Origin of the sequence: Mycolicibacterium lutetiense (assembly GCF_017876775.1) — a bacterium.
GTDB lineage: Bacteria > Actinomycetota > Actinomycetes > Mycobacteriales > Mycobacteriaceae > Mycobacterium > Mycobacterium lutetiense.
Genome location: NZ_JAGIOP010000002.1, coordinates 1257406 through 1278770, shown reverse-complemented (window position 1 = coordinate 1278770; position 21365 = coordinate 1257406). Strand labels below are relative to the sequence as shown.

Below are 21365 nucleotides of genomic sequence, written 5' to 3'. Positions count from 1 at the left end.
CTATCCTGTGAAGTTGAAGGTTCGAGGGTCGGGTCCCAGGCGGGTGTCCGTCTCCAGCGAGGCGATGGCCGACATGTCCGATGCGTCCAGATCGAAATCGAACACGTCGAAATTGCTGGCAATCCGCTCGGGATTCACCGACTTGGGGATGACGATATTACCCAGATGTATATGCCACCTAATCAGTACCTGTGCGGGGGTTTTACCGTGCCGTTCGGCGATGCCGGTGATCACCGGATCGGTGAGCAGGGAGCCCTGTCCCAGCGGGCTCCATGCCTCGGTCGCGATGCCCAATCTGGCGTGGACCTCGCGAAGCTCGTGTTGCGGTAGGAGCGGGTGCAATTCGATCTGATTGACCGCAGGCACGATGCCGGTGGCGTCGATCAGCACGGTCAGGTGTTCGGGCGCGAAGTTGCTGACCCCGATGGACCGGATCCGGCCCTGGTCCCGCAGGTGCGCGAAGGCCTTGAAGGTGTCGACGTAGGCGTTGTTGGCCGGCACCGGCCAGTGGATGAGATACAGGTCGAGGTAGTCGACACCGAGCCGATCCAGGCTGGCGTCGAACGCGGCCAGCGTTGAGTCGTATCCCTGGTCGCTGTTCCACAGCTTGGTCACCAGGAACACGTCTTCGCGGGGCACCCCGGAGTTGGCCAGGCCGCGGCCGGTCTCTGGCTCGTTGCGGTACGCGGCGGCGGTGTCGATGTGCCGGTAGCCGGTCCGCAGGGCCGCGGTCACTGCCCGTTCGGTCTCCTCGGCAGGGGTCTGCCAAACTCCCAACCCGACCTGCGGTATCGAATTACCGTCATTGAGCGTGACGCGAGGACTTACAGAGGGAGCAGCCATGACGGAAAGTCTGCCAGGCGGGCAGGCCCTGGGTGGAGCTGGTGGCCACAGCCGGGACACGGTCAAACAGGCAGTGCTCCAGCGGGCAACCAAGTTCACCCTGTCGGCGATTCCGCGGATCTCCGACCGGACCAAACGCCTGCTGCTGGGCGGGCGTTCGGTGGTCGTCGACGGCAACACCCTGGACACCACACTGCAGTTCACCCTGGCCGCCGAACACGCCGCCGGAGTCGGGGGTCTGGTCGCCGATCACAGCTCGCAGTCCGGTGTCGCCGTATCGCGGGCCGCGCTGCGGGCCACCGCGGCCATGATGGATCCCCGCATCCGCGCGGATGTGACCGAGATTTCGATTCCCGGCCCGGCCGGCCCTCTCCGGGCGCGACGTTACGTCCCGGACGGCACCGGATCCCCGGACACCTCGGCGCTGCTGCTGTACTTCCACGGCGGCGGCTTCGTGATCGGTGACCTCGACACCCACGACAGCCTGTGCCGGCTGATCTGCCGGGACGGCGGAATACAGGTGATCTCCGTCGACTACCGGCTGGCGCCCGAGCACAAGGCGCCGGCGGCGATCGACGACGCCTATGCCGCCTACCGTTGGGCACTGGACCACGCGGCCGGCCTCGGTGCCACGCGCATAGTGGTCGGGGGCGACAGCGCGGGCGGCAACCTGGCTGCCGTGGTGGCTCAACAGGCCCGCGACTCCGAGTTGCCGCTGCCTGCGCTGCAGCTGTTGCTCTATCCGGTCACCGACATGTCGAGCGAGACCCGATCCAAGACGCTGTTTTCCGACGGCTACTTCCTGAGCAAACGCGACATGGACTGGTTTTCCGGGCACTACCTCGATGGGGCCGAGGTGTCCGCCGACGATCCGGTGGTGTCACCGCTGCTGAGTGAGGATCTCTCCGGATTGCCGCCCGCACTGGTGGTCACGGCCGGGTTCGACCCGTTACGGGACGAGGGCAACCGGTACGCGAGAGCCATGCAGGACGCCGGGGTGGTGGTGGACCTCCGGGAGGAGCGGTCGATGATCCACGCGTTCGCCAACTTCTTCCCGCTGGGAGGCGGCAGTGCCACCGCGACGAGCGCCATGATCTCGGCGCTGCGGGCACATCTCAGCCACGCCGAAAGCTGACCTGGAGGCGCCGGTACGCTTGTCGACGTGGCCAAACCGAAGAAGACCGCGAAGTACGACCTCAAGGCGGCGGACCGCAAGCGCAACCTATGGGTTCAGATCGGGCTGACAGCCGTTGTGGTGCTGTTCGCCGTCGGCCTGGTGTTCTACATCGTGACGACCGGCCACAAGCGCCCGGCCTCGGGGGAGGCCCGCGCCGTGCACGTGGCGGCGCCCAGCGTGATCACCAAAGAGGGCACTTCTGAGCCCAAGGTGACGCTGAGCCTCTACGAGGATTTCCTGTGCCCCGCCTGCGGCAATCTGGAACAGCTGTTGGGTCCGACCATCAACAAGCTCATCGACACCGGTGCGGTGGCAGTCGACTACCACATGGTGGCGATCCTGGACAAGATGGGCAACGGCTACTCGTCGCGGGCCGGCGGTGCCGCCTACTGTGTCGCCGACCAGTCCATCGATTCGTTCCGCCGATTCCACTCCGCGCTGTTCACCCCGGGCATCCAGCCGGCGGAGGGCGGCGGTGTCTACCCGGACAACGCCCGGATCATCGAGCTGGCCCGCCAGGCCGGTGCCGCCGGTGACGTGCCCGACTGCATCACCAAGGCGCGCTACGTGGAGATGGTCCAGGGGATGGCCGCAGCCGCCGGGATCAACTCGACACCGACCATTCAGTTCAACGGCGAGGAGTACAGCCCGACCACGCCCGACGCACTGATCGCGAAGGTCAAGGAAGTCGTCGGCGACCTGCCGGCCTTGGCCGGCCCCGCGCCCGCCCCGGCCGCGCCCGCCCCGGCGCCCGGAGCACCGGCAGCCCCCGCACCGGCCCACCCATGAGTGACGTCGCAGCCTCCGAGGTCGACGAACTCGGCGATTCCGGGGCCGAGCAGGCCCCGGGAGTAGCCGTCGGTAAAGCCGGTGCGGTCTGGATACTGATCGCCGGTGTCCTCGGGTTGGCGGCGGCTCTGGCGCTGACGGTCGAGAAGATCGAGCTACTGATCGACCCGAGTTACGTCCCGACCTGCAGCATCAACCCGGTGCTCTCCTGTGGCTCGGTGATGTCCACCTCGCAGGCCGCGGTCTTCGGGTTCCCCAACTCGCTGATCGGGGTGGTCGGGTTCACCGTCGTGCTGGTCACAGGTGTCCTGGCCATCGCGGGCGTTCGGTTGCCCCGGTGGTACTGGGCCGGGCTGGCGGCGGGAAGCCTGCTCGGTGTGGTCATGGTGCACTGGCTGATCTTCCAGAGCCTCTACCGCATCGGTGCCCTGTGCCCGTACTGCATGGTCGTGTGGGCGGTTACCATTCCGCTGTTCGTGGTGGTGAGCTCGGTTGCGCTTCGGCCGCTGCACACCAACGGGGTCGCCCGGATCGTCCACCAGTGGCGGTGGTCGCTCGTGGCGCTCTGGTTCACCTCACTTGTGCTGTTGATCTTGGTGCGTTTCTGGGAATACTGGTCAACGCTGCTGTAACACTTCAGAAATAACTTGGCGGTTAGGTCTACCCGTGATTTCCAAGCTGTTAGTCGCCAATCGTGGCGAGATCGCTATCCGTGCGTTCCGTGCCGCTTATGAGATGGGCATCGCGACGGTGGCGGTGTACCCGTATGAGGATCGCAATTCGCTACATCGCCTGAAGGCCGATGAGTCGTATCAGATCGGCGAGATCGGCCATCCGGTACGGGCGTACCTTTCTGTGGACGAGATCATCAGGGTCGCCCAACATTCCGGCGCGGACGCGGTGTATCCCGGCTACGGGTTCTTGTCGGAGAATCCGGAACTGGCGGCCGCCTGCGCGGAGGCGGGCATCACTTTCGTCGGGCCCTCGGCGCACGTTCTGGAATTGACCGGCAACAAGGCGCGGGCGATCGCAGCCGCGAAGGCGGCGGGCCTGCCGGTCCTGGCCTCCTCGGCGCCGTCGTCGTCGGTCGACGAATTGGTCGCTGCGGCAAGGGATATGACGTTCCCGTTGTTCGTGAAGGCGGTCTCCGGCGGCGGCGGGCGCGGAATGCGCCGCGTGACGGACCCCGAGTCGCTACCCGAGGCGGTGGAGGCGGCTTCGCGTGAGGCGGAGTCGGCATTCGGCGATCCCGAGGTGTATCTGGAGCAGGCCGTCATCAACCCGCGCCATATCGAGGTGCAGATCCTTGCCGATACGCAGGGCAACGTGATGCACCTGTTCGAGCGGGATTGCAGTGTGCAGCGACGGCACCAGAAGGTGATCGAGCTCGCGCCGGCGCCGAACCTGGATCCTGCTCTGCGTGAACAGATTTGCGCGGATGCCGTGGCCCTGGCCAGCCAGATCGGTTACAGCTGTGCGGGCACCATCGAGTTCCTGCTCGACGAGCGCGGGCATCACGTGTTCATCGAGTGCAATCCGCGGATCCAGGTGGAGCACACGGTGACCGAGGAGATCACCGATGTGGACCTGGTGGGCTCACAGTTGCGGATCGCCGCCGGGGAGAGCCTGGACGATCTGGGTTTGAGTCAGGAGTCGTTGGTCATCCGCGGCGCGGCGATGCAGTGCCGGATCACGACCGAGGATCCGGCCAACGGTTTCCGCCCCGACACCGGCCGGATCACTGCCTACCGGTCGCCCGGAGGTGCGGGTATCCGCTTGGACGGCGGATCCAACCTGGGTGCGGAGATCTCCGCACATTTCGACTCGATGCTGGTCAAGCTGACGTGTCGGGGACGTGATTTTCCCACCGCCGTCTCGCGCGCCCGGCGTGCGCTGGCGGAGTTCCGCATCCGCGGGGTGTCGACGAACATCCCGTTCCTGCAGGCCGTGATCGATGATCCGGATTTCCGTGCCGGACGGGTCACCACCTCGTTCATCGATGACCGTCCGCAGCTTCTGACCGCCCATACGCCTGCCGATCGCGGTACCAAGATCTTGAATTACCTGGCCGACGTCACCGTGAACAAGCCGAACGGGGAACGGCCGACGGGGGTGTATCCGCAGGATAAGTTGCCTGCGCTGGATCTGTCGTCGGTGCCGGCGCCGGGCTCCAAGCAACGCCTGGTCGAGTTGGGACCCGAAGGCTTCGCGCGGTGGATGCGGGACAGCAAGGCCCTCGGGGTCACCGACACGACGTTCCGTGATGCGCATCAGTCGTTGCTGGCCACCCGGTTGCGGTCCACCGGCCTGCTCAAGGTGGCGCCCTATGTGGCCCGGACGATGCCGCAGCTGTTGTCCATCGAGTGTTGGGGTGGGGCGACTTACGATGTGGCGCTTCGGTTTTTGAAGGAGGATCCGTGGGAGCGGCTGGCCGCCCTGCGGGAAGCGGTGCCCAATATCTGTCTGCAGATGTTGTTGCGGGGCCGGAACACGGTGGGGTACACGCCGTATCCGGAGTTGGTGACGTCGGCCTTCGTGGACGAGGCGACCCGCACGGGAATCGATATCTTCCGGATCTTCGATGCGCTCAACAATGTCGAGTCGATGCGTCCGGCGATCGATGCGGTGCGTGAGACCGGTACGGCGATCGCCGAGGTGGCGATGTCCTACACCGGAGACCTCAGTAACCCCAGCGAGAACCTGTACACGCTGGATTACTACCTGAAGCTGGCCGAACAGATCGTCGATGCCGGTGCGCATGTGCTGGCGATCAAGGACATGGCGGGGTTGTTGCGTCCGCATTCTGCGCATCTGTTGGTGAGTGCCCTGCGGTCGCGCTTCGATCTGCCGGTGCATGTGCACACCCATGACACTCCGGGTGGGCAGTTGGCGACGTATCTGGCGGCCTGGCAGGCCGGAGCCAGTGCGGTGGACGGCGCGGCCGCGCCGTTGGCGGGCACGACGAGTCAGCCGGCGTTGTCCTCGATCGTGGCCGCGGCCGCGCACACGTCGTTCGACACCGGGTTGTCGCTGGGTGCGGTCTGCGATCTGGAGCCCTACTGGGAGGCGCTGCGCAAGGTGTACGCGCCGTTCGAGTCCGGGTTGCCGGCACCCACGGGTCGTGTCTACACGCACGAGATTCCCGGTGGGCAGCTGAGCAACCTGCGGCAGCAGGCCATCGCGCTGGGGCTGGGGGATCGGTTCGAGGAGATCGAAACGGCGTACGCCGCGTCCGACCGGGTGCTGGGCCGGTTGGTGAAGGTGACCCCGTCGAGCAAGGTGGTCGGGGACCTGGCGTTGTCTCTGGTGGGTACCGGGGCCAGCGCACAGGAGTTCGCCGCAGATCCGGCGCGCTATGACATTCCGGACAGCGTGATCGGGTTCCTGCGGGGCGAACTCGGTGACCCGCCGGGCGGATGGCCGGAGCCGTTGCGCACCAAGGCTCTTGAGGGTCGTGGTCCGGCCAAGCCGATGCAGGAGCTTTCCGTCGAGGATGAGGCGCTGTTGTCTGCTCCCGGCCCCAAGCGTCAGGCGGCGTTGAACCGGTTGCTGTTCCCCGCGCCGACCAAGGAGTTCGAGGCGCACCGCGAGATCTACGGCGATACCTCCGGCCTGAGTGCCAATCAGTTCTTCTACGGGCTGCGCTACGGCGAGGAGCATCGTGTCGAGCTCGAGCGTGGCGTGCAGTTGTTGATCGGTTTGGAGGCGATCTCCGACGCCGATGAGCGTGGGATGCGCACGGTGATGTGCATCCTCAACGGTCAGCTGCGTCCGATCACCGTGCGCGACCGCAGTATCGCCAGTGAGGTCCCGGCCGCAGAGAAGGCCGACCGCAACAACCCGGATCATGTCGCGGCACCGTTCGCCGGTGTGGTCACCGTCGGCGTGGCGGCCGGCGACACCGTGGCAGCCGGCGCGACGATCGCCACCATCGAGGCGATGAAGATGGAAGCAGCCATCACGGCCCCCAGGGCAGGCACCGTCGAACGTGTAGCCGTGGCAGCCACGGCGCAGGTCGAGGGTGGTGACCTGCTGGTGGTGGTGACCGGTTCGGCGGGCAAGAGCGAAGCGACCGGGGGATCGAGCTGACCCGCATCGTCGCAGGGGCACTCGGTGGCCGCCGGATCGCGGTCCCCCGCAGCGGTACCCGCCCCACCTCCGACCGGGTCAGGGAGGCGGTGTTCAACGCCTTGACGGCGCGGCTGGATTTCACCGGGTCGTCGGTGCTCGATCTGTACGCCGGTTCGGGAGCGCTTGGCCTGGAGGCACTTTCGCGAGGTGCCACCTCGGCCACTTTCGTCGAGTCGGATGCGCGGGCCGCCGCCGTCATCGCCGAGAACATCACCGCGCTGGGCGTCCGCAACGCCGCGGTACGCCGGGGCAATGTGGACTCGGTGTTGGCCGGGGGTGCGACGCGTCCGGTCGATCTGGTGTTCGCCGACCCGCCGTACGACCTCGGTGACGCCGAGGTCGATGCGATGTTGACGGTGTTGGCGGCTGCCGGCTGGGTGTCCGCGGGCACTCTCGTTCTGGTGGAGCGGCGGTCGTCGAGTCAACCGGTGAGCTGGCCGGACGGTTGGGATGTGTTGAGCGCCCGGCGCTACGGTGACACCCGCGTCGAACTCGCCGAAGTGGGCTAGCGGGTCGGATGGGTCGGCCGGGCCTGTACCGTCGTCACCCATGAGTGGCGCGGTATGTCCCGGCTCCTTCGACCCGGTCACCCTTGGTCATATCGACATCTTCGAGCGTGCGGCGGCGCAGTTCGATGAGGTCGTGGTGGCGATTCTGGTGAATCCCAACAAGAAGGGGATGTTCGACCTCGACGAGCGCATAGCGATGATCGTCGAGTCGACCACACACCTACCGAATCTGCGGGTCGAGGCCGGGCAGGGCCTGGTCGTCGATTTCGTCCAGACGCGCGGCCTGACCGCGATCGTCAAGGGCCTGCGCACCGGCACCGACTTCGAGTACGAGCTGCAGATGGCGCAGATGAACAAGCATGTGGCCGGTGTCGACACGTTCTTCGTCGCCACCACACCGCAGTACTCGTTCGTGTCCTCGTCGTTGGCCAAGGAGGTTGCCTCCCTGGGCGGTGACGTCTCGGCGCTACTTCCCGCGCCGGTCAATCGCAGGCTAAGGGAGAAGCTGAACCGCTGATCCGCGCCGAAACTGAGCTTGGGTACGAGTTTTTGTCGAAATCTCGGACATAAGCTCAGGTCGGGCGGCAAACACGAGCGACACACCGATTGCGCTCCCAAGTCACAGGCGTAACACCAGGCACACTGGTCACTGACAACGACGACCTGGAGGGTTTTGCCGTGTACCGAGTTTTTGAAGCGCTCGACGAGCTCGGCGCGATCGTTGAAGAAGCGCGTGGTGTGCCGATGACCGCCGGCTGCGTGGTGCCCCGCGGTGATGTGCTCGAGTTGATCGACGACATCAAGGACGCGATCCCCGGTGAGCTCGACGACGCGCAGGACGTGCTGGATGCGCGTGATTCGCTGTTGCGCGAAGCCAAGGAACACTGCGAGTCGGTGATGGGCAAGTCGAACGCCGATGCCGACGGCATGCTCAATCACGCCAGGAGCGAGGCCGACCGACTGCTGGCCGACGCGAAGGCGCAGGCAGACCGGATGGTTGCCGAGGCCCGTCAACACAGCGAACGCATGGTCGGGGAGTCGCGCGAAGAGGCGGCGCGCCTAGCGGCCGCGGCCAAGCGGGAATACGACGCGAGCACGGGCCGGGCCAAGGCCGAGGCCGATCGCCTGACCGAGAACGGCAACCTCACCTACGAGAAGGCCGTGCAGGAGGGCATCAAGGAGCAGCAGCGTCTGGTGTCGCAGACCGAGATCGTCTCGACGGCGACCGCCGAGGCCACCCGCCTCATCGACGCGGCGCACGCCGAAGCCGACCGGTTGCGCGGCGAGTGCGACATCTATGTCGACAGCAAGCTGGCCGAGTTCGAGGACTTCCTCAACGGCACGCTGCGCTCTGTCGGCCGTGGACGTCACCAGTTGCGCACGACCGCGGGGACGCACGACTACGCGACCCGCTGACGACATGGGTGACGGTCGGTGCACTGCGTCGTGGTGAGTTCGGACGTCGCCGTAGGATCGATGCATGTCAACGCATGCGAGATCAGCTGGGCGGAGAGGGTCTGAAAGGCGCAGTGATTCCCGATCGCCGCTGGTGATTGACGTCTCTCGGCTGGGCCGACGGCCGGGTTCGTTCCTGGCCCACCAGGAGACGGTGCCCAGTCCGGTGCGGATCGGGGCCGAGCTGGTCGCCATCGAGAAAGGTGCGCCACTCGAGCTCGATCTGCAGCTGCAGGCGGTGTCGGAGGGCGTGCTGGTCAGCGGGACCGTTTCGGCTCCCACTGTCGGTGAATGCTCGCGCTGCCTGACCGCGCTCGCCGGCGACGTCGAGATCGACCTCACCGAGCTGTACGCGTACCCGGACAGCACCACCGACGAGACCACCGAGGCCGACGAGATGGGCCGGGTAGGTGCCTGTGGCCACGCCGACACCGTCGACCTGGAACAGCCGGTCATCGACGCCGTCGGGTTGGCGTTGCCGTTCTCCCCGTTGTGCCGTCCGGACTGCCCGGGCTTGTGCCCCGACTGCGGGGTCGCGCTGGCCACCGCAGAGCCGGGGCATCACCACGACAAGATCGATCCCCGCTGGGCCAAGCTGGCTGCGCTGCTGCCCGAGGACGAACAGCCCGGGGGCGCCGAGTGACCGATTCGCACGCGGCGCTCCTGGAGGCGCTCGGCATCGACCTTCCGGCCGGTCTGCTCACCATCGCGTTGACGCATCGCAGCTACTCCTACGAAAACGGTGGCCTGCCCACCAACGAGCGCTTGGAGTTCCTCGGCGACGCCGTGCTGGGGTTGACGATCACCGAGGAGCTCTACCACCGCCACCCCGAACGCTCCGAGGGCGATCTGGCGAAGCTACGCGCCAGCATCGTCAACACCCAGGCGCTGGCCGATGTCGGCCGTGGGCTCACCGAGGGCGGTCTCGGCAGCCATCTGTTTCTCGGTAAGGGCGAAGAGAATTCCGGTGGCGCCGACAAGTCCAGCATTCTCGCCGACGGTGTCGAATCCCTGCTCGGCGCAATCTATCTGGAGCACGGCCTGACCACCTCGCGTGAGGTCATCCTGCGGTTGTTCGGTGAGCTGCTGGACACCGCGCCGACGCTCGGCGCCGGGCTGGACTGGAAGAGCAGCCTGCAGGAGCTGACCGCCTCACGCGGGCTCGGTGCACCCAGCTATGTGGTGACCTCCACCGGCCCTGATCACGACAAGGAATTCTCCGCGACCGTGGTGGTAGCCGATGTCGAGTACGGCAGCGGCGTGGGGCGCAACAAGAAAGAGGCCGAGCTCAAGGCTGCGGCCGCGGCCTGGACCGCACTCGACGATGCGTGAGCCCCGATGCCCGAATTACCCGAGGTAGAGGTAGTCCGTCGCGGTTTGCAGGAACATATTGCGGGCAAATCGATTTCGGCGGTACGTGTGCATCATCTGCGTGCCGTGCGCCGTCACGAGGCCGGTCCCGCTGACCTGAGTGCCCGCCTGTTGGGGGCCCGGATCACCGGAACCGGACGTCGCGGCAAGTACCTCTGGTTGACGCTGGCCGACGATGGCGGCCAGGACGAGACCGAAGCGTTGGTGGTGCATCTGGGTATGAGCGGCCAGATGCTGCTGGGGCCGATCCGTGACGACCGGCATCTGCGGATCGCCGCCGTGCTCGATGACGGCACGGCCCTGAGTTTCGTCGACCAACGTACGTTCGGCGGCTGGCAGCTGGCCGAATTGGTGACGGTGGACGGTACCGCCGTGCCCCAACCGGTCGCGCATGTGGCACGTGATCCGCTCGACCCCCGCTTCGATCGCGACCGTGTGGTTGAGGTGCTGCGGCGCAAACACTCCGAGATCAAACGCCAGCTGCTCGACCAGACCGTGGTGTCCGGTATCGGCAACATCTACGCCGATGAGGCGCTGTGGCGGACCAAGATCAACGGTGCCAGGACCGCCGCGCTGCTGCCGCGCCGCCGATTGGGCGAGGTGCTCGACGCCGCCGCCACGGTGATGACCGATGCGCTGAGCCAGGGCGGCACATCGTTCGACTCGCTGTATGTGAACGTCAACGGCGAATCCGGTTACTTCGAACGGTCTTTGGATGCCTACGGCCGCGAAGGGGAGCCGTGCCGGCGGTGCGGCGCGGTGATGCGCCGCGACAAGTTCATGAATCGGTCATCGTTCTACTGCCCGAGATGTCAGCCCCGTCCCCGGGGCTGACACGAGCCGTACCCGAGGCCGATCAAGGAATGCTGGGCATGCCCGGAGTGTCGGACATGCAGATCTTCCACGATCCGCTTTCCTTACGCAGGTACAACTTGCCGGGACCCGCGCTGCTCGAGATGTCGACGACGGCCTTGTTGCCGGTCACGGTGATCTTGGAGATCTCCGCCGATCCGCTGGAATCGGTGGTCTTCGGAATATCGATCGCATCCAGACCGCCGATCTTTTCGAACAGGTCCTGGTCGGCCTGGCAGAAGTAGGGCAGGGCTTCGCTGAGGTCGCTGGAACTCGCCATCACCTCATCGAGGAAATCCCGCACCTCTTGCTCGGCGTCGCTGGAGCCGGAGGACTGCGACGAGCCCGCGGTGTTACGGTCCCCGTTCGAACCTGAATCGCCCTTCAACGCGAAGATCGCGACGCCGCCGACCAGGACCAGCGCGGCCAGCACAGCGCCGCCGATCGCCCACCACTTGCGGTTGCCGCCACCGGGCGGCTGGGGGGTGGGGTATCCGTACGGCTGCTGCGGCGCACCGTAGGGCGGCTGGCCTCCGTAGGGCGCGCCGTACTGCTGGGGCGCACCGTAGGGCTGGGGTGCTCCGTAGGGAGCACCGTACGGAGACTGGGGCTGCTGGGGGGCTCCATACGGTGCGCCGTACGGCTGTTGCGGCTGCTGAGGTGCACCGTAGGGGGAGCCGTACGGCTGCTCAGGGTTTCCGGCAGTGTTCGGATATCCCTCAGGTCCGCCCTGCTGCTGGTACGGCTGCCACGGGCCGGGCGCCCCCGAAGGCGGGGTGGGCTGATTGCTCGGCGGATAGGTCACGGTGCTCCTCGGCGAAGTCGGTGTGCCGAGTCTATCGTCGCTGCCCGGGTCGCCGCCGCCTGCAACGGGGGCCGTTGACCGATCCGCGGGCGATTACCGCTGGAATACCTGCGTGTCGCGACGTGTAGAAATACCGCATGACCGAACTTTGGGTTGACCGCACCGGTGTCCGCAGGTATGTCGGACGCAGCTCGCGCGGTGCAGAGGTACTCGTGGGCAGTGAGGACGTCGAGGGCGTGTTCACCCCCGGTGAGCTGATGAAGATCGCGCTCGCCGCGTGCAGCGGAATGTCCAGCGATCAGCCGTTGCGACGGCGTCTGGGGGACGACTATCCGGCGACGATCCGGGTATCGGGACCGGCGGACCGGGAGCAGGAGCGCTACCCGCTGCTGGAGGAGAAACTCGAAATCGACGTGTCAGGTCTTTCGGAGGCCGAGGTGGCGCGGTTGCTGACCGTCGTCGAGCGCGCGATTGACCAGGTCTGCACGGTGGGCCGGACCCTCAAGGCCGGCACCGAGGTGAAGTTCGAGGTCGCCACTCGATGACCGGACCGGAGCTCCCCGCCGGTGACCCCGACGCAGAGGTGCGGCTGAGCGCCTGGGTGCACGGTCGTGTGCAAGGCGTGGGGTTCCGGTGGTGGACCCGATCGCGCGCCCTGGAGCTCGGTCTGAGCGGGTTTGCTTCGAATCGTCCCGACGGCCGGGTGCATGTGGTGGCCCAGGGGCCACGCGCGAAATGTCAGCGATTGCTTGAGCTGCTCCTGAGCGACCAGGCCCCGGGCTCGGTGGACAACGTCGTTGCAGATTGGGCGAATGCCGACGCCACGATGGCGGGGTTTCACGAACGGTAGCCGGGTCGGCGGTAGGGTAAGTCGCCGTGCACCTCAAGAGTCTGACGCTGAAGGGCTTCAAGTCCTTCGCCTCGCCGACGACTCTTCGCTTCGAGCCCGGGATCACCTGCGTCGTCGGTCCCAACGGATCGGGCAAGTCGAACGTGGTCGACGCCCTGACCTGGGTGATGGGAGAGCAGGGCGCCAAAACCCTGCGCGGCGGCAAGATGGAGGACGTCATCTTCGCCGGCACGTCCTCACGGGCGCCCCTGGGCCGCGCCGAGGTGACGCTGACCATCGACAACTCGGACAACGCGCTGCCGATCGAGTACTCCGAGGTGTCGATCACCCGTCGCGTGTTCCGTGACGGCGCAGGCGAATACGAGATCAACGGCAGCAGTTGCCGATTGATGGATGTTCAGGAGTTGCTCAGTGACTCCGGCATCGGCCGCGAGATGCACGTCATCGTCGGTCAGGGCAAGCTCGCCGAGATCCTGGAGTCGCGTCCGGAGGATCGCCGCGCCTTCATCGAGGAGGCCGCCGGGGTTCTCAAGCATCGCAAGCGCAAGGAAAAGGCGGTCCGCAAGCTCGACTCGATGGCGGCGAACCTGGCCCGATTGACGGACCTCACTACTGAGCTTCGGAGACAGCTCAAACCGCTGGGGCGCCAGGCCGAGATGGCGCGGCGCGCGGCGACGATTCAGGCCGATCTGCGTGACGCGCGGCTGCGCCTGGCCGCCGACGACCTGGTCAGAAGACAGGTCGAGTTCCACAACACCGATCAGGCCGAGACCATGCTGCGTCGCGAGCACGACGAGGCGACTGTCCGGCTGGAGACCTCGACCGTCGAACTTCAGGCGCACGAGGCCGCGGTGGCCGAACTGACCCGTCGCGCCGAGGCGGCCCAACAGACCTGGTTCCGGGCCTCGGCGCTGGCCGAACGGGTGAGCGCCACGGTGCGGATCGCGACCGACCGGGCGCAGCTGTTCGAGTCGGAAGCGGAGGTTTCCTCCGGGCAGGATCCCGAGGCGTTGGAGGCCGAGGCCGACGAGGTCGCCGAGCTGGAGATGGAGCTGCTCGGAGAGCTCGAAGAGTCGCGCATCGTTCTGGAGAGCGCCCGTGCTGAACTGGCCGAGCGTGAGCAACTCGCCGCCGAAGCCGAACGGGCGCACCTGGCCGCGGCCCGCGCCGAGGCCGACCGTCGTGAAGGGCTGGCCCGCCTGGCCGGGCAGGTCGACACGATGCGTACCCGGGTCGAATCGATCGACGACGGGGTCATGCGGATGTCGGTCAACATCGAGGAAGCAGCCGCCAAAGCCCAACTGACACAGGCCGAATTCGAGACCGTGCAGAGCCGGGTCGGCGAACTGGATGCCGGTGAATTGGGCTTGGATGAGCAGCACGACCGCTCGGTGGCGGCCCTGCGGGTGGCCGACGAACGGGTGTCCGAACTGCAGTCGGCTGAGCGTGCCGCCGAACGGCAGGTCGCCTCGCTGCAGGCTCGGATCGAGGCTCTCTCGGTCAGCCTGGACCGGCGTGACGGTGCCGCCTGGTTGCAGAAAAACCACAGTGGCACAGGCCTTTTCGGCACCATCGGGGAGTACCTGAAGGTCCAGCCGGGGCACGAGGTCGCCGTGGCGACGGTTCTGGGTGCCGCCGCCGACGCGCTGGCCGCCGAGGATTTCGGAGTGGCCGCTGCCGCCGTCGCCGCGCTCAAACAATCCGACGGTGGGCGGGCGGCCCTGCTGTTGGGGGACTGGAAGGCCAACGGCTCGGCCCCGTCTGGCGCGCTTCCCGACGGTGCGATCTGGGCCAACGACGTGGTCACGGTCCCGGATCGCCTGCGGGGGGCCATCACCGCGATGCTGGCCGGGGTGGCGGTGGTGACCGATCTGCCTGCCGGGGTACAGCTGGTCTCGGCGCGCCCGGACCTGCGTGCGGTGACCGCCGACGGTGATCTCGTCGGCGCCGGCTGGATCAGCGGCGGATCCGACCGCAAGCCGTCCACACTGGAGATCAGTTCCGAGATCGACAAGGCCCGCCACGAACTGGAGGCCACCGAGCGGCAGACCGGTGAGTTGGCGGCGGCATTGTCGGGTGCGTTGACCGAGCAGGCTGCCCGTCGGGAATCGGCCGAAGAGGCGATGGCCGCGCTCAACGAATCCGACGCCGCGATCTCGGCGATCTACGAGCAATTGGGCCGGCTGGGGCAGGACGCCCGCGGTGCCGGTGACGAGTGGCACCGGTTGATCCGCCAACGCGACGAACTCGAGGCCGGACGCACCCAGACCGTCGAGGAACTCACCGAACTCGAATCACGGCTGCACAACGCCGAACAGCTGCCGATGTTCGAGGCCGAGCCGGTGGACCGGCAGACCTCGACAGCTGCCGCCGAGGCGGCGCGCTCTGTCGAGGTGGAGGCCCGACTGTCGGTGCGTACCGCCGAGGAACGTGCGAATGCCGTGCGCGGACGGGCAGATTCACTGCGTCGGGCCGCCGCCGCAGAGCGTGAGGCCCGGGCGCGCGCGCAACGGGCACGCGAGGCTCGTGCGCACGCGGCCCAGGTGGCCGCAGCGGTGTCTGAGTCGGGACGGGTTGTGGCCCAACGGTTGAGCGCGGTGGTGTCGGTGGCCTCGAGGATGCGTGATGAGCTGGCCACCGAGCGCCAACTACGTGCCACCGCACTGGCCCAGGTGCGCGAGGTCGTCACCCAACTCAACGCCAGGATCACCGCGCTCACCGATTCGCTGCACCGCGACGAGATGGCCAAAGCCCAAGCGTCACTTCGTATCGAGCAGCTCGAGGCGCAGGTGCTCGAGCAGTTCGGGATGCCCGCGGCCGACCTGGTCGCCGAGTACGGCCCGCAGGTTGCGTTGCCGCCCAGCGACTTGGAGATGGCGGAGTACGAGCAGGCGCGTGAGCGGGGTGAGCAGGTCATGGCGCCGGCGCCGATGCCGTTCGACAGGCCGACGCAGGAACGCCGGGCCAAGAAGGCCGAACGCGAGTTATCGGAGTTGGGCCGGGTGAATCCGCTTGCCCTGGAAGAGTTTGCGGCGTTGGAAGAACGCTACAACTTCCTGTCGACACAACTTGAGGACGTCAAGGCTGCGCGAACCGATCTGCTCGACGTGATCGCCGATGTCGATACCCGCATTCTGCAGGTGTTCACCGAGGCCTATGTCGACGTGGAACGCGAGTTCGAGCAGGTGTTCTCCACCCTGTTCCCCGGTGGCGAGGGACGCCTTCTGCTCACCAACCCTGCCGACATGCTCACCACGGGAATCGAAGTCGAGGCCAGGCCTCCGGGCAAGAAGATCAAGCGACTGTCGCTGCTGTCGGGCGGCGAGAAGTCGTTGACCGCGGTGGCCATGCTGGTGGCGATCTTCCGGGCCCGCCCGTCTCCGTTCTACGTCATGGACGAGGTCGAAGCCGCGCTCGACGATGTGAACCTGCGCCGGCTGATCAGCCTGTTCGAGCAGCTGCGGGAGAAGTCCCAGCTGATTGTGATCACCCACCAGAAGGCCACCATGGAGGTCGCCGACGCGCTCTACGGTGTGACCATGCGCGGTGACGGCATCACCACCGTGATCTCGCAGCGGATGCGGGGTCAGGAACTGGCCGCCAGCCCGGGCTGAACCCCGGGTGTCCGTGCGTCTGCGATCACCGTTCGACGAAGCTGTGCTGAGCGTGCGGGTGACGCCGGGATTCCCCCGTGGACCCAGGCGTCACCGTGCACGCTCTCCAAGTGCACTCCTATGCCGCGTCGGAGTGTCCAGCGCGGAGGTGACGGCGCGACTTGTCTTGTCTGGTGCCGTTCCTCGCGTCCTTGGGTCCGGATGTGGCCCGGGTCGAGTCGCGCCCGTCGAGGCGGTGGGCCTTGCGGGGCGGACGTGGGCTGTCGCCTGACGCATCGACCTTCAGCTCGTCGGATGCCTTCTCGGGTGACAGCGCCCGCCGCAGCGACTGCCGGATTTGCTCAGGCTTCGATTTCTGTTCCGGTGCAGTCGTGGTCGTGGTCGTGGTCGTGGTCGTCTTGACGGAGGTGTCGGTCTCGACGGTGTCGACGGTGGTGTCCGCGACGGTGTCGGTCTCGGTCTCGGTTTCGGTTTCGGTTTCGACGACGGTGTCGGTCTTGACGGAGGTGTCGGTGTCACGTTGGCCGAGGGCGGAGTTCTCGATTGCGGTGCGGATGCGGGTCAGCTGAGACCTGGTGCGCTCCGACTGCGGCCCGGCCGTGACCGGGGTATCGAGCGTCACCTTCTCCGGGTCCGACTTGTCCGGTGCAGCAACGCTTTCTGCGTGCTGATCGGTGGTGATGCCCAGGCCGGCGAGTGCATTGCGCACACCCTCCCTGGCTGCGGCGTGCAGGTCCGATGCGAGCTTGCCGAGATCGATGTGTGGCATCAGCCCGGCACTGGTCGGGACTCCCATGTTCTCCGGCGTGCGGTCATAGCCGAGTTCGATCAGCACCCGCAAGGTCGGCTCGATCAGATCGAGCACCGGCGTCAGAATTCCGATGTCGCGCAACGGCTGAAGGAGCGGAAGGTGTTCGGTGTGCACCAGGTAGTAGGTGGTGTTGCCCGAGGTATGGGACTCGTAGGTGGAGGGGTCGTCCAGGTCGATCACGTCTGACCGGTAGTTCGGATGCAGCAGGAAGTAGCCCATCAGGGCGTTGAGGTCGGCGAGAAGGTTGAGCGGATACTTGGGGAAGTCGGAGATCAGGTCGTACTGGCGCGCGACATCGATCGTCTGGTAGCCGTCATCGATGGTGGCTCCGTCGAAGGTCACACCGAGTATCGGGATGTACAGGCCGGGGAATCGGGCCAGGATTCCGCCGTTCGGCCGATTCGGGTTGGCCAGGAAGACAAACGACAACTCGTCCCATTGAGGTATTCCGGCGTAACCCTGGGACCGCAGTTCTTCGAGGTTGCGCTTCTCCCGGGTAGCGATGTTCGCGCTCTGCGAATAGCTGAGCACGATCTTGTGGCCGACGGTATTCATGATCGTGTTGTGCAGCGCCAGGACCCCCCGAGCCACCGAGGTGTCGAAGCTGATGTCGGAGAAGCCGGTCGCCGGCCAGAACTCCTCCGGTGTCGCAACGCCGTACAGCTCCTCGGGGGTGAGGTGCAGATAGGTCTTGTTCATTTCGTCCATGTAGGCCTGTTCCACCGCTCCCTTCATCCCGGTTCCGCCCATGATGAGTGCCGTAGCCGCCAGTTGAATCAACGTGGTCATGCTCGCCGTCAGAACGAGTCCGACGGTGCCGACCAGGGCTACCAGCGTCAGTGCTGCCCCTCGAAGTGCACGAATGTGCATCCTTGTCTGCCCTCTCCTGAAAATTCCATGGGAAGGACCGCATGCCGTCTGAACGCTGAAGCCATTCCCGACCCGTTTGGGATCGTGGACTACGGCAACACCTGTTGTCAGCGAATTGGAGAAACTGGGGGCAAAAATAGAATTATTGCAGGTAATCAACTGTTTTTAGAGAAATCAGCCACCATCGCAGCTAATCCGTAGATGACATCTACGGCGCGCGTGAAGTGAGAGGTTCGGTGGTGTGGTGAATGAAAGATACCGCCTCGGTACGGTCATGTACCACGGTTTCGGGCAATCCGGTGCGCCGATGTTCTGACATCGGGTCCGATGCGCTCTGTCTGCGCCGCCGGGCCGCGGGGTCACCGGGAAACGGGGCCGGTCATCCCCAGATGGCAGCCCTGCGACAATGACGGCGTGACAGAAGGTGCGTTGTTGGGTCTGTGGATCGCTATCGCGGTCGTCGCCGTTATCGTCGTCGTCGCCATCACCGTGGGGTTGGTGCGGTACCGGCGGCGGCGGATCAGCCTGTCGGAGCGGGACGCCGCAAAACCGATCGATCGCTCCGGCGGTTACACGGCTTCCTCGGGTATCACGTTCAGCACGTCGGACACGCCGACGCCGGAGCGCATCGACACCAGCGGACTGCCTGCGGTCGGCGACGACGCCACCATTCCGCGAGACGCGCCCAAACGTGGCATCTCCGATGTGCAACTGCCGGAACCACCGGCTGAGCCGGTCGCACCGGAGAAGCCTGTCGAACCGGTCGAGTCGGAAGTGGCCGTCGAGCCGATCGAGGCACCGGATGCTGTTGCCGCTGCCGTAGAGGACATCGCCCCGGCCGAAGGGCGCATGGACCGGCTGCGGGGCCGTCTGGCCAAGTCCCAGAACGCGTTGGGCCGCAGCATGCTCGGGCTGCTCGGCGGCGGCGATCTCGACGAGGACTCATGGGAGGCGATCGAGGACACCCTGCTGATCGCCGACCTGGGCCCGGTGATCACCGAGTCCATTGTCGCGGCATTGCGTGAGCGGATGGCCAGCAAGAGTGTGCGGAGTGAGGCCGACGCCCGTGCAGTGCTGCGCGAGGTGCTGATGTCGGAGCTGCGGCCCGACCTGGACCGTTCGATCAAGGCGCTGCCGCATGCTGACAAGCCGTCGGTGCTGTTGGTCGTCGGCGTGAACGGCACCGGCAAAACCACTACGGTGGGCAAGCTGGCGCGGGTCCTCGTGGCCGACGGTCGCCGCGTCGTCCTCGGCGCTGCCGACACGTTCCGCGCCGCGGCCGCCGACCAGTTGCAGACCTGGGCCGCGCGCGTCGGCGCAGAGGTGGTGCGGGGGCCCGAAGGTGCCGATCCCGCATCGGTGGCGTTCGATGCCGTCGACGAGGGCATCAAGGCCGGCGCCGATGTCGTCGTGATCGACACCGCCGGTCGCCTGCACACCAAGACTGGACTGATGGATGAGCTCGGCAAGGTCAAACGAGTGGTGGAGAAGCGCGCCACCGTCGACGAAGTGCTGTTGGTGCTCGATGCCACCATCGGGCAGAACAGCCTGCCGCAGGCCAAGGTGTTCGCCGACGTCGTGGATATCACCGGGGTGGTGTTGACCAAGCTGGACGGCACCGCCAAGGGCGGCATCGTGTTCCGGGTTCAGCAGGAACTCGGCGTGCCGGTCAAGCTCGTCGGGCTCGGTGAGGGGCCCGATGACCTCGCACCGTTCGAACCCGCCGCGTTCGTCGACGCCCTGCTGGGCTAGAAAAGTCCGGAAAACCCAGGAAAACGCACGGCGTAACACCGGCGAAACGCAGCCTGCCCATCCGTTCACACGAGCGAAACGCGGCGGCGTCGTCGGTGAAACATCCACTCAGCATTGTCTTGACCAGGTCAACAGCCGTAAATCCGTGCGGCCGTGGCGTGGTGAAGGAGGAAACTGCGAGTGGAGCAATTCCCGATATTGGGTGCGCCGGACACCGGTGACACGGCATGGATGCTGGCCGCCGCCGCGCTCGTGCTGTTGATGACACCGGGTCTGGCCTTCTTCTACGGCGGCATGGTGCGCGCCAAGGGCGTCCTCAACATGATCATGATGAGCATCAGCGCGATGGGTGTCATCACGGTCCTGTGGGCGTTGTACGGGTACTCGGTTGCGTTCGGTGACAACACTGCAGGTGTGATCGGCGACCCCGGGCAGTTCTTCGGCCTGAAGGGCCTGATCGGAGCGAACGGCTCGGCCGATGCGCCCATCGCGCTGGTCGGAACGATCCCGGCCACCGTGTTCGTGGGCTTCCAGCTGATGTTCGCGATCATCACGGTCGCCCTGATCTCCGGTGCCGTCGCCGACCGCATCAAGTTCGGCGGCTGGCTGCTGTTTGCCGGGCTGTGGGCGACGTTCGTCTACTTCCCGGTCGCGCACTGGGTCTTCGACTTCGACGTCAAGGGCTCCGACGGGGAGACCGTAATTCACCAAGGTGGATGGATCGCGAACCAGCTCAAGGCAATTGACTTCGCCGGTGGCACCGCGGTGCACATCAACGCGGGTGTCGCGGGCCTGGTCCTGGCCATCATCCTCGGCAAGCGGCTCGGTTGGCCCGGCACGCCGATGCGCCCGCACAACCTCCCGTTCGTGATGCTCGGCGCCGGGCTGCTGTGGTTCGGCTGGTACGGCTTCAACGCCGGTTCTGCGGTGTCGGCCAACGGAGTTGCCGGTTCGACCTTCGTCACAACCACGGTGGCAACTGCCACGGCGATGCTGGCCTGGCTGCTCACCGAGCGGATCCGTGACGGACACGCCACCTCGTTGGGCGCGGCATCGGGCATCGTTGCCGGACTGGTGGCCATCACGCCGTCCTGCTCATCGGTGAATGTTGTGGGCGCGCTGGCGATTGGTGCTACCGCAGGTGTCCTGTGCGCCCTGGCAGTGGGCTTGAAGTTCAAGTTCGGTTTCGATGATTCGCTCGACGTGGTGGGCGTCCACCTGGTCGGCGGAATCGTCGGCACGTTGCTGGTCGGCCTGGTGGCGACCAAGGAAGCACCTGCCGGTGTTGCCGGTCTGTTCTACGGTGGCGGGTTCGATCAGCTGTGGCGACAGGCGGTCGGGGCAGGTGCTGTTCTGCTCTATTCGGCGGTGGGTACCGCTATCTTGGCGTTGATTGTCAAATACACCGTGGGCCTGCGCCTGGACAAAGAAGAGGAGGCATCCGGTATCGACGAGTCCGAGCACGCTGAGAGCGCTTACGACTTCGTCGCTGTCGGAACCGGTTCTGTTCTTGGTCGTCACGGCGGGGAGGAATAA

The 21365-nt window shown here is 66.2% G+C and carries 18 protein-coding genes; 15 read left to right on the top strand and 3 right to left on the bottom strand.

From position 1 onward, the window contains the following. Positions 1-843, bottom strand: coding sequence for an aldo/keto reductase (locus JOF57_RS15450; RefSeq protein ID WP_209917848.1), 843 nt, complete (start codon positions 841-843; stop codon positions 1-3). On the opposite strand from JOF57_RS15450, the gene JOF57_RS15445 reads away from it, so the two are divergent. From JOF57_RS15445 to mutM, 10 genes are all read left to right on the top strand, one after another. Then, positions 842-1978, top strand: a complete 1137-nt coding sequence (locus JOF57_RS15445; RefSeq protein WP_209917846.1) for an alpha/beta hydrolase — start codon at positions 842-844, stop codon at positions 1976-1978. The genes JOF57_RS15450 and JOF57_RS15445 overlap by 2 nt on opposite strands. Positions 1979-2005: 27 nt before the next feature. Then, entirely contained in the window at positions 2006-2809 is an 804-nt protein-coding gene (locus JOF57_RS15440; protein ID WP_209917844.1) for a DsbA family protein, read from the top strand. Further along, positions 2806-3441 (top strand): vitamin K epoxide reductase family protein, encoded by a 636-nt coding sequence (locus JOF57_RS15435; RefSeq protein ID WP_209917842.1) that lies wholly within the window; start codon positions 2806-2808, stop codon positions 3439-3441. Before JOF57_RS15440 ends, JOF57_RS15435 begins: the two co-directional genes overlap by 4 nt. Before the next feature lie 34 nt (positions 3442-3475). Beyond that, positions 3476-6898, top strand: coding sequence for a pyruvate carboxylase (locus JOF57_RS15430; protein ID WP_209917840.1), 3423 nt, complete (start codon positions 3476-3478; stop codon positions 6896-6898). Continuing rightward, positions 6895-7449 (top strand): 16S rRNA (guanine(966)-N(2))-methyltransferase RsmD, encoded by a 555-nt coding sequence (gene rsmD / locus JOF57_RS15425; protein WP_209923388.1) that lies wholly within the window; start codon positions 6895-6897, stop codon positions 7447-7449. Before JOF57_RS15430 ends, rsmD begins: the two co-directional genes overlap by 4 nt. A 40-nt stretch (positions 7450-7489) precedes the next feature. Further along, entirely contained in the window at positions 7490-7966 is a 477-nt protein-coding gene (gene coaD, locus JOF57_RS15420) for a pantetheine-phosphate adenylyltransferase (RefSeq protein ID WP_209917838.1), read from the top strand. Positions 7967-8127: 161 nt separating this feature from the next. After that, positions 8128-8865 carry a cell division protein SepIVA gene (sepIVA, locus tag JOF57_RS15415; RefSeq protein WP_209917836.1) on the top strand — a complete coding sequence of 246 codons (738 nt, stop codon included), beginning with the start codon at positions 8128-8130 and terminating at the stop codon, positions 8863-8865. Between the two features lie 64 nt (positions 8866-8929). Beyond that, the gene (locus JOF57_RS15410; protein ID WP_209917834.1) at positions 8930-9547 is read left to right on the top strand and encodes a YceD family protein; all 618 of its coding nucleotides are present in this window, start codon (positions 8930-8932) and stop codon (positions 9545-9547) included. Then, a complete protein-coding gene (rnc, locus tag JOF57_RS15405; RefSeq protein WP_209917831.1) occupies positions 9544-10236 on the top strand; it encodes a ribonuclease III in 693 nt (230 codons plus the stop codon). Before JOF57_RS15410 ends, rnc begins: the two co-directional genes overlap by 4 nt. A gap of 6 nt (positions 10237-10242) precedes the next feature. Next, positions 10243-11109 (top strand): bifunctional DNA-formamidopyrimidine glycosylase/DNA-(apurinic or apyrimidinic site) lyase, encoded by an 867-nt coding sequence (gene mutM, locus JOF57_RS15400; RefSeq protein ID WP_209917829.1) that lies wholly within the window; start codon positions 10243-10245, stop codon positions 11107-11109. A 22-nt stretch (positions 11110-11131) separates the two neighbouring features. Here mutM and JOF57_RS15395 read toward each other — a convergent pair whose 3' ends face one another. Next, positions 11132-11932, bottom strand: a complete 801-nt coding sequence (locus tag JOF57_RS15395; protein ID WP_209917827.1) for an Rv0361 family membrane protein — start codon at positions 11930-11932, stop codon at positions 11132-11134. A gap of 137 nt (positions 11933-12069) precedes the next feature. Between JOF57_RS15395 and JOF57_RS15390 the strand changes: the two genes are divergently transcribed. The 3 genes from JOF57_RS15390 to smc are packed head-to-tail and all read left to right on the top strand — an operon-like array spanning position 12070 to position 16396. Further along, a complete protein-coding gene (locus JOF57_RS15390; protein WP_209917826.1) occupies positions 12070-12477 on the top strand; it encodes an OsmC family protein in 408 nt (135 codons plus the stop codon). Beyond that, positions 12474-12782, top strand: coding sequence for an acylphosphatase (locus tag JOF57_RS15385; RefSeq protein WP_209917824.1), 309 nt, complete (start codon positions 12474-12476; stop codon positions 12780-12782). The genes JOF57_RS15390 and JOF57_RS15385 overlap by 4 nt, the downstream gene beginning before the upstream one ends. Positions 12783-12808: 26 nt before the next feature. After that, complete coding sequence (gene smc / locus JOF57_RS15380; protein WP_209917822.1) at positions 12809-16396, top strand: chromosome segregation protein SMC; 3588 nt, start codon at positions 12809-12811, stop codon at positions 16394-16396. A 118-nt stretch (positions 16397-16514) separates the two neighbouring features. Here the strand turns inward: smc and JOF57_RS15375 are convergent, their stop codons facing one another. Further along, on the bottom strand, positions 16515-18077 hold the full coding sequence (locus JOF57_RS15375; protein ID WP_209917820.1) for a PE-PPE domain-containing protein: 1563 nt from the start codon (positions 18075-18077) through the stop codon (positions 16515-16517). 414 nt (positions 18078-18491) lie between these two features. Here JOF57_RS15375 and ftsY point away from each other — a divergent pair, with 414 nt between their 5' ends. Continuing rightward, the gene (ftsY, locus tag JOF57_RS15370; protein WP_209917818.1) at positions 18492-19829 is read left to right on the top strand and encodes a signal recognition particle-docking protein FtsY; all 1338 of its coding nucleotides are present in this window, start codon (positions 18492-18494) and stop codon (positions 19827-19829) included. Between the two features lie 231 nt (positions 19830-20060). Continuing rightward, on the top strand, positions 20061-21365 hold the full coding sequence (locus JOF57_RS15365; protein WP_209923386.1) for an ammonium transporter: 1305 nt from the start codon (positions 20061-20063) through the stop codon (positions 21363-21365).

What these genes read in the sequence shown, in the direction of transcription:
- JOF57_RS15390 (WP_209917826.1), top strand. Translation starts at nt 12,070, where the DNA reads ATGACCGAACTTTGGGTTGACCGCACCGGTGTCCGCAGGTATGTCGGA.
- JOF57_RS15385 (WP_209917824.1), top strand. Translation starts at nt 12,474, where the DNA reads ATGACCGGACCGGAGCTCCCCGCCGGTGACCCCGACGCAGAGGTGCGG.
- JOF57_RS15445 (WP_209917846.1), top strand. Translation starts at nt 842, where the DNA reads ATGACGGAAAGTCTGCCAGGCGGGCAGGCCCTGGGTGGAGCTGGTGGC.
- JOF57_RS15365 (WP_209923386.1), top strand. Translation starts at nt 20,061, where the DNA reads ATGCTGGCCGCCGCCGCGCTCGTGCTGTTGATGACACCGGGTCTGGCC.
- JOF57_RS15375 (WP_209917820.1), bottom strand. Translation starts at nt 18,077, where the DNA reads ATGCACATTCGTGCACTTCGAGGGGCAGCACTGACGCTGGTAGCCCTG.
- JOF57_RS15410 (WP_209917834.1), top strand. Translation starts at nt 8,930, where the DNA reads ATGTCAACGCATGCGAGATCAGCTGGGCGGAGAGGGTCTGAAAGGCGC.
- JOF57_RS15450 (WP_209917848.1), bottom strand. Translation starts at nt 843, where the DNA reads ATGGCTGCTCCCTCTGTAAGTCCTCGCGTCACGCTCAATGACGGTAAT.
- coaD (WP_209917838.1), top strand. Translation starts at nt 7,490, where the DNA reads ATGAGTGGCGCGGTATGTCCCGGCTCCTTCGACCCGGTCACCCTTGGT.
- mutM (WP_209917829.1), top strand. Translation starts at nt 10,243, where the DNA reads ATGCCCGAATTACCCGAGGTAGAGGTAGTCCGTCGCGGTTTGCAGGAA.
- JOF57_RS15435 (WP_209917842.1), top strand. Translation starts at nt 2,806, where the DNA reads ATGAGTGACGTCGCAGCCTCCGAGGTCGACGAACTCGGCGATTCCGGG.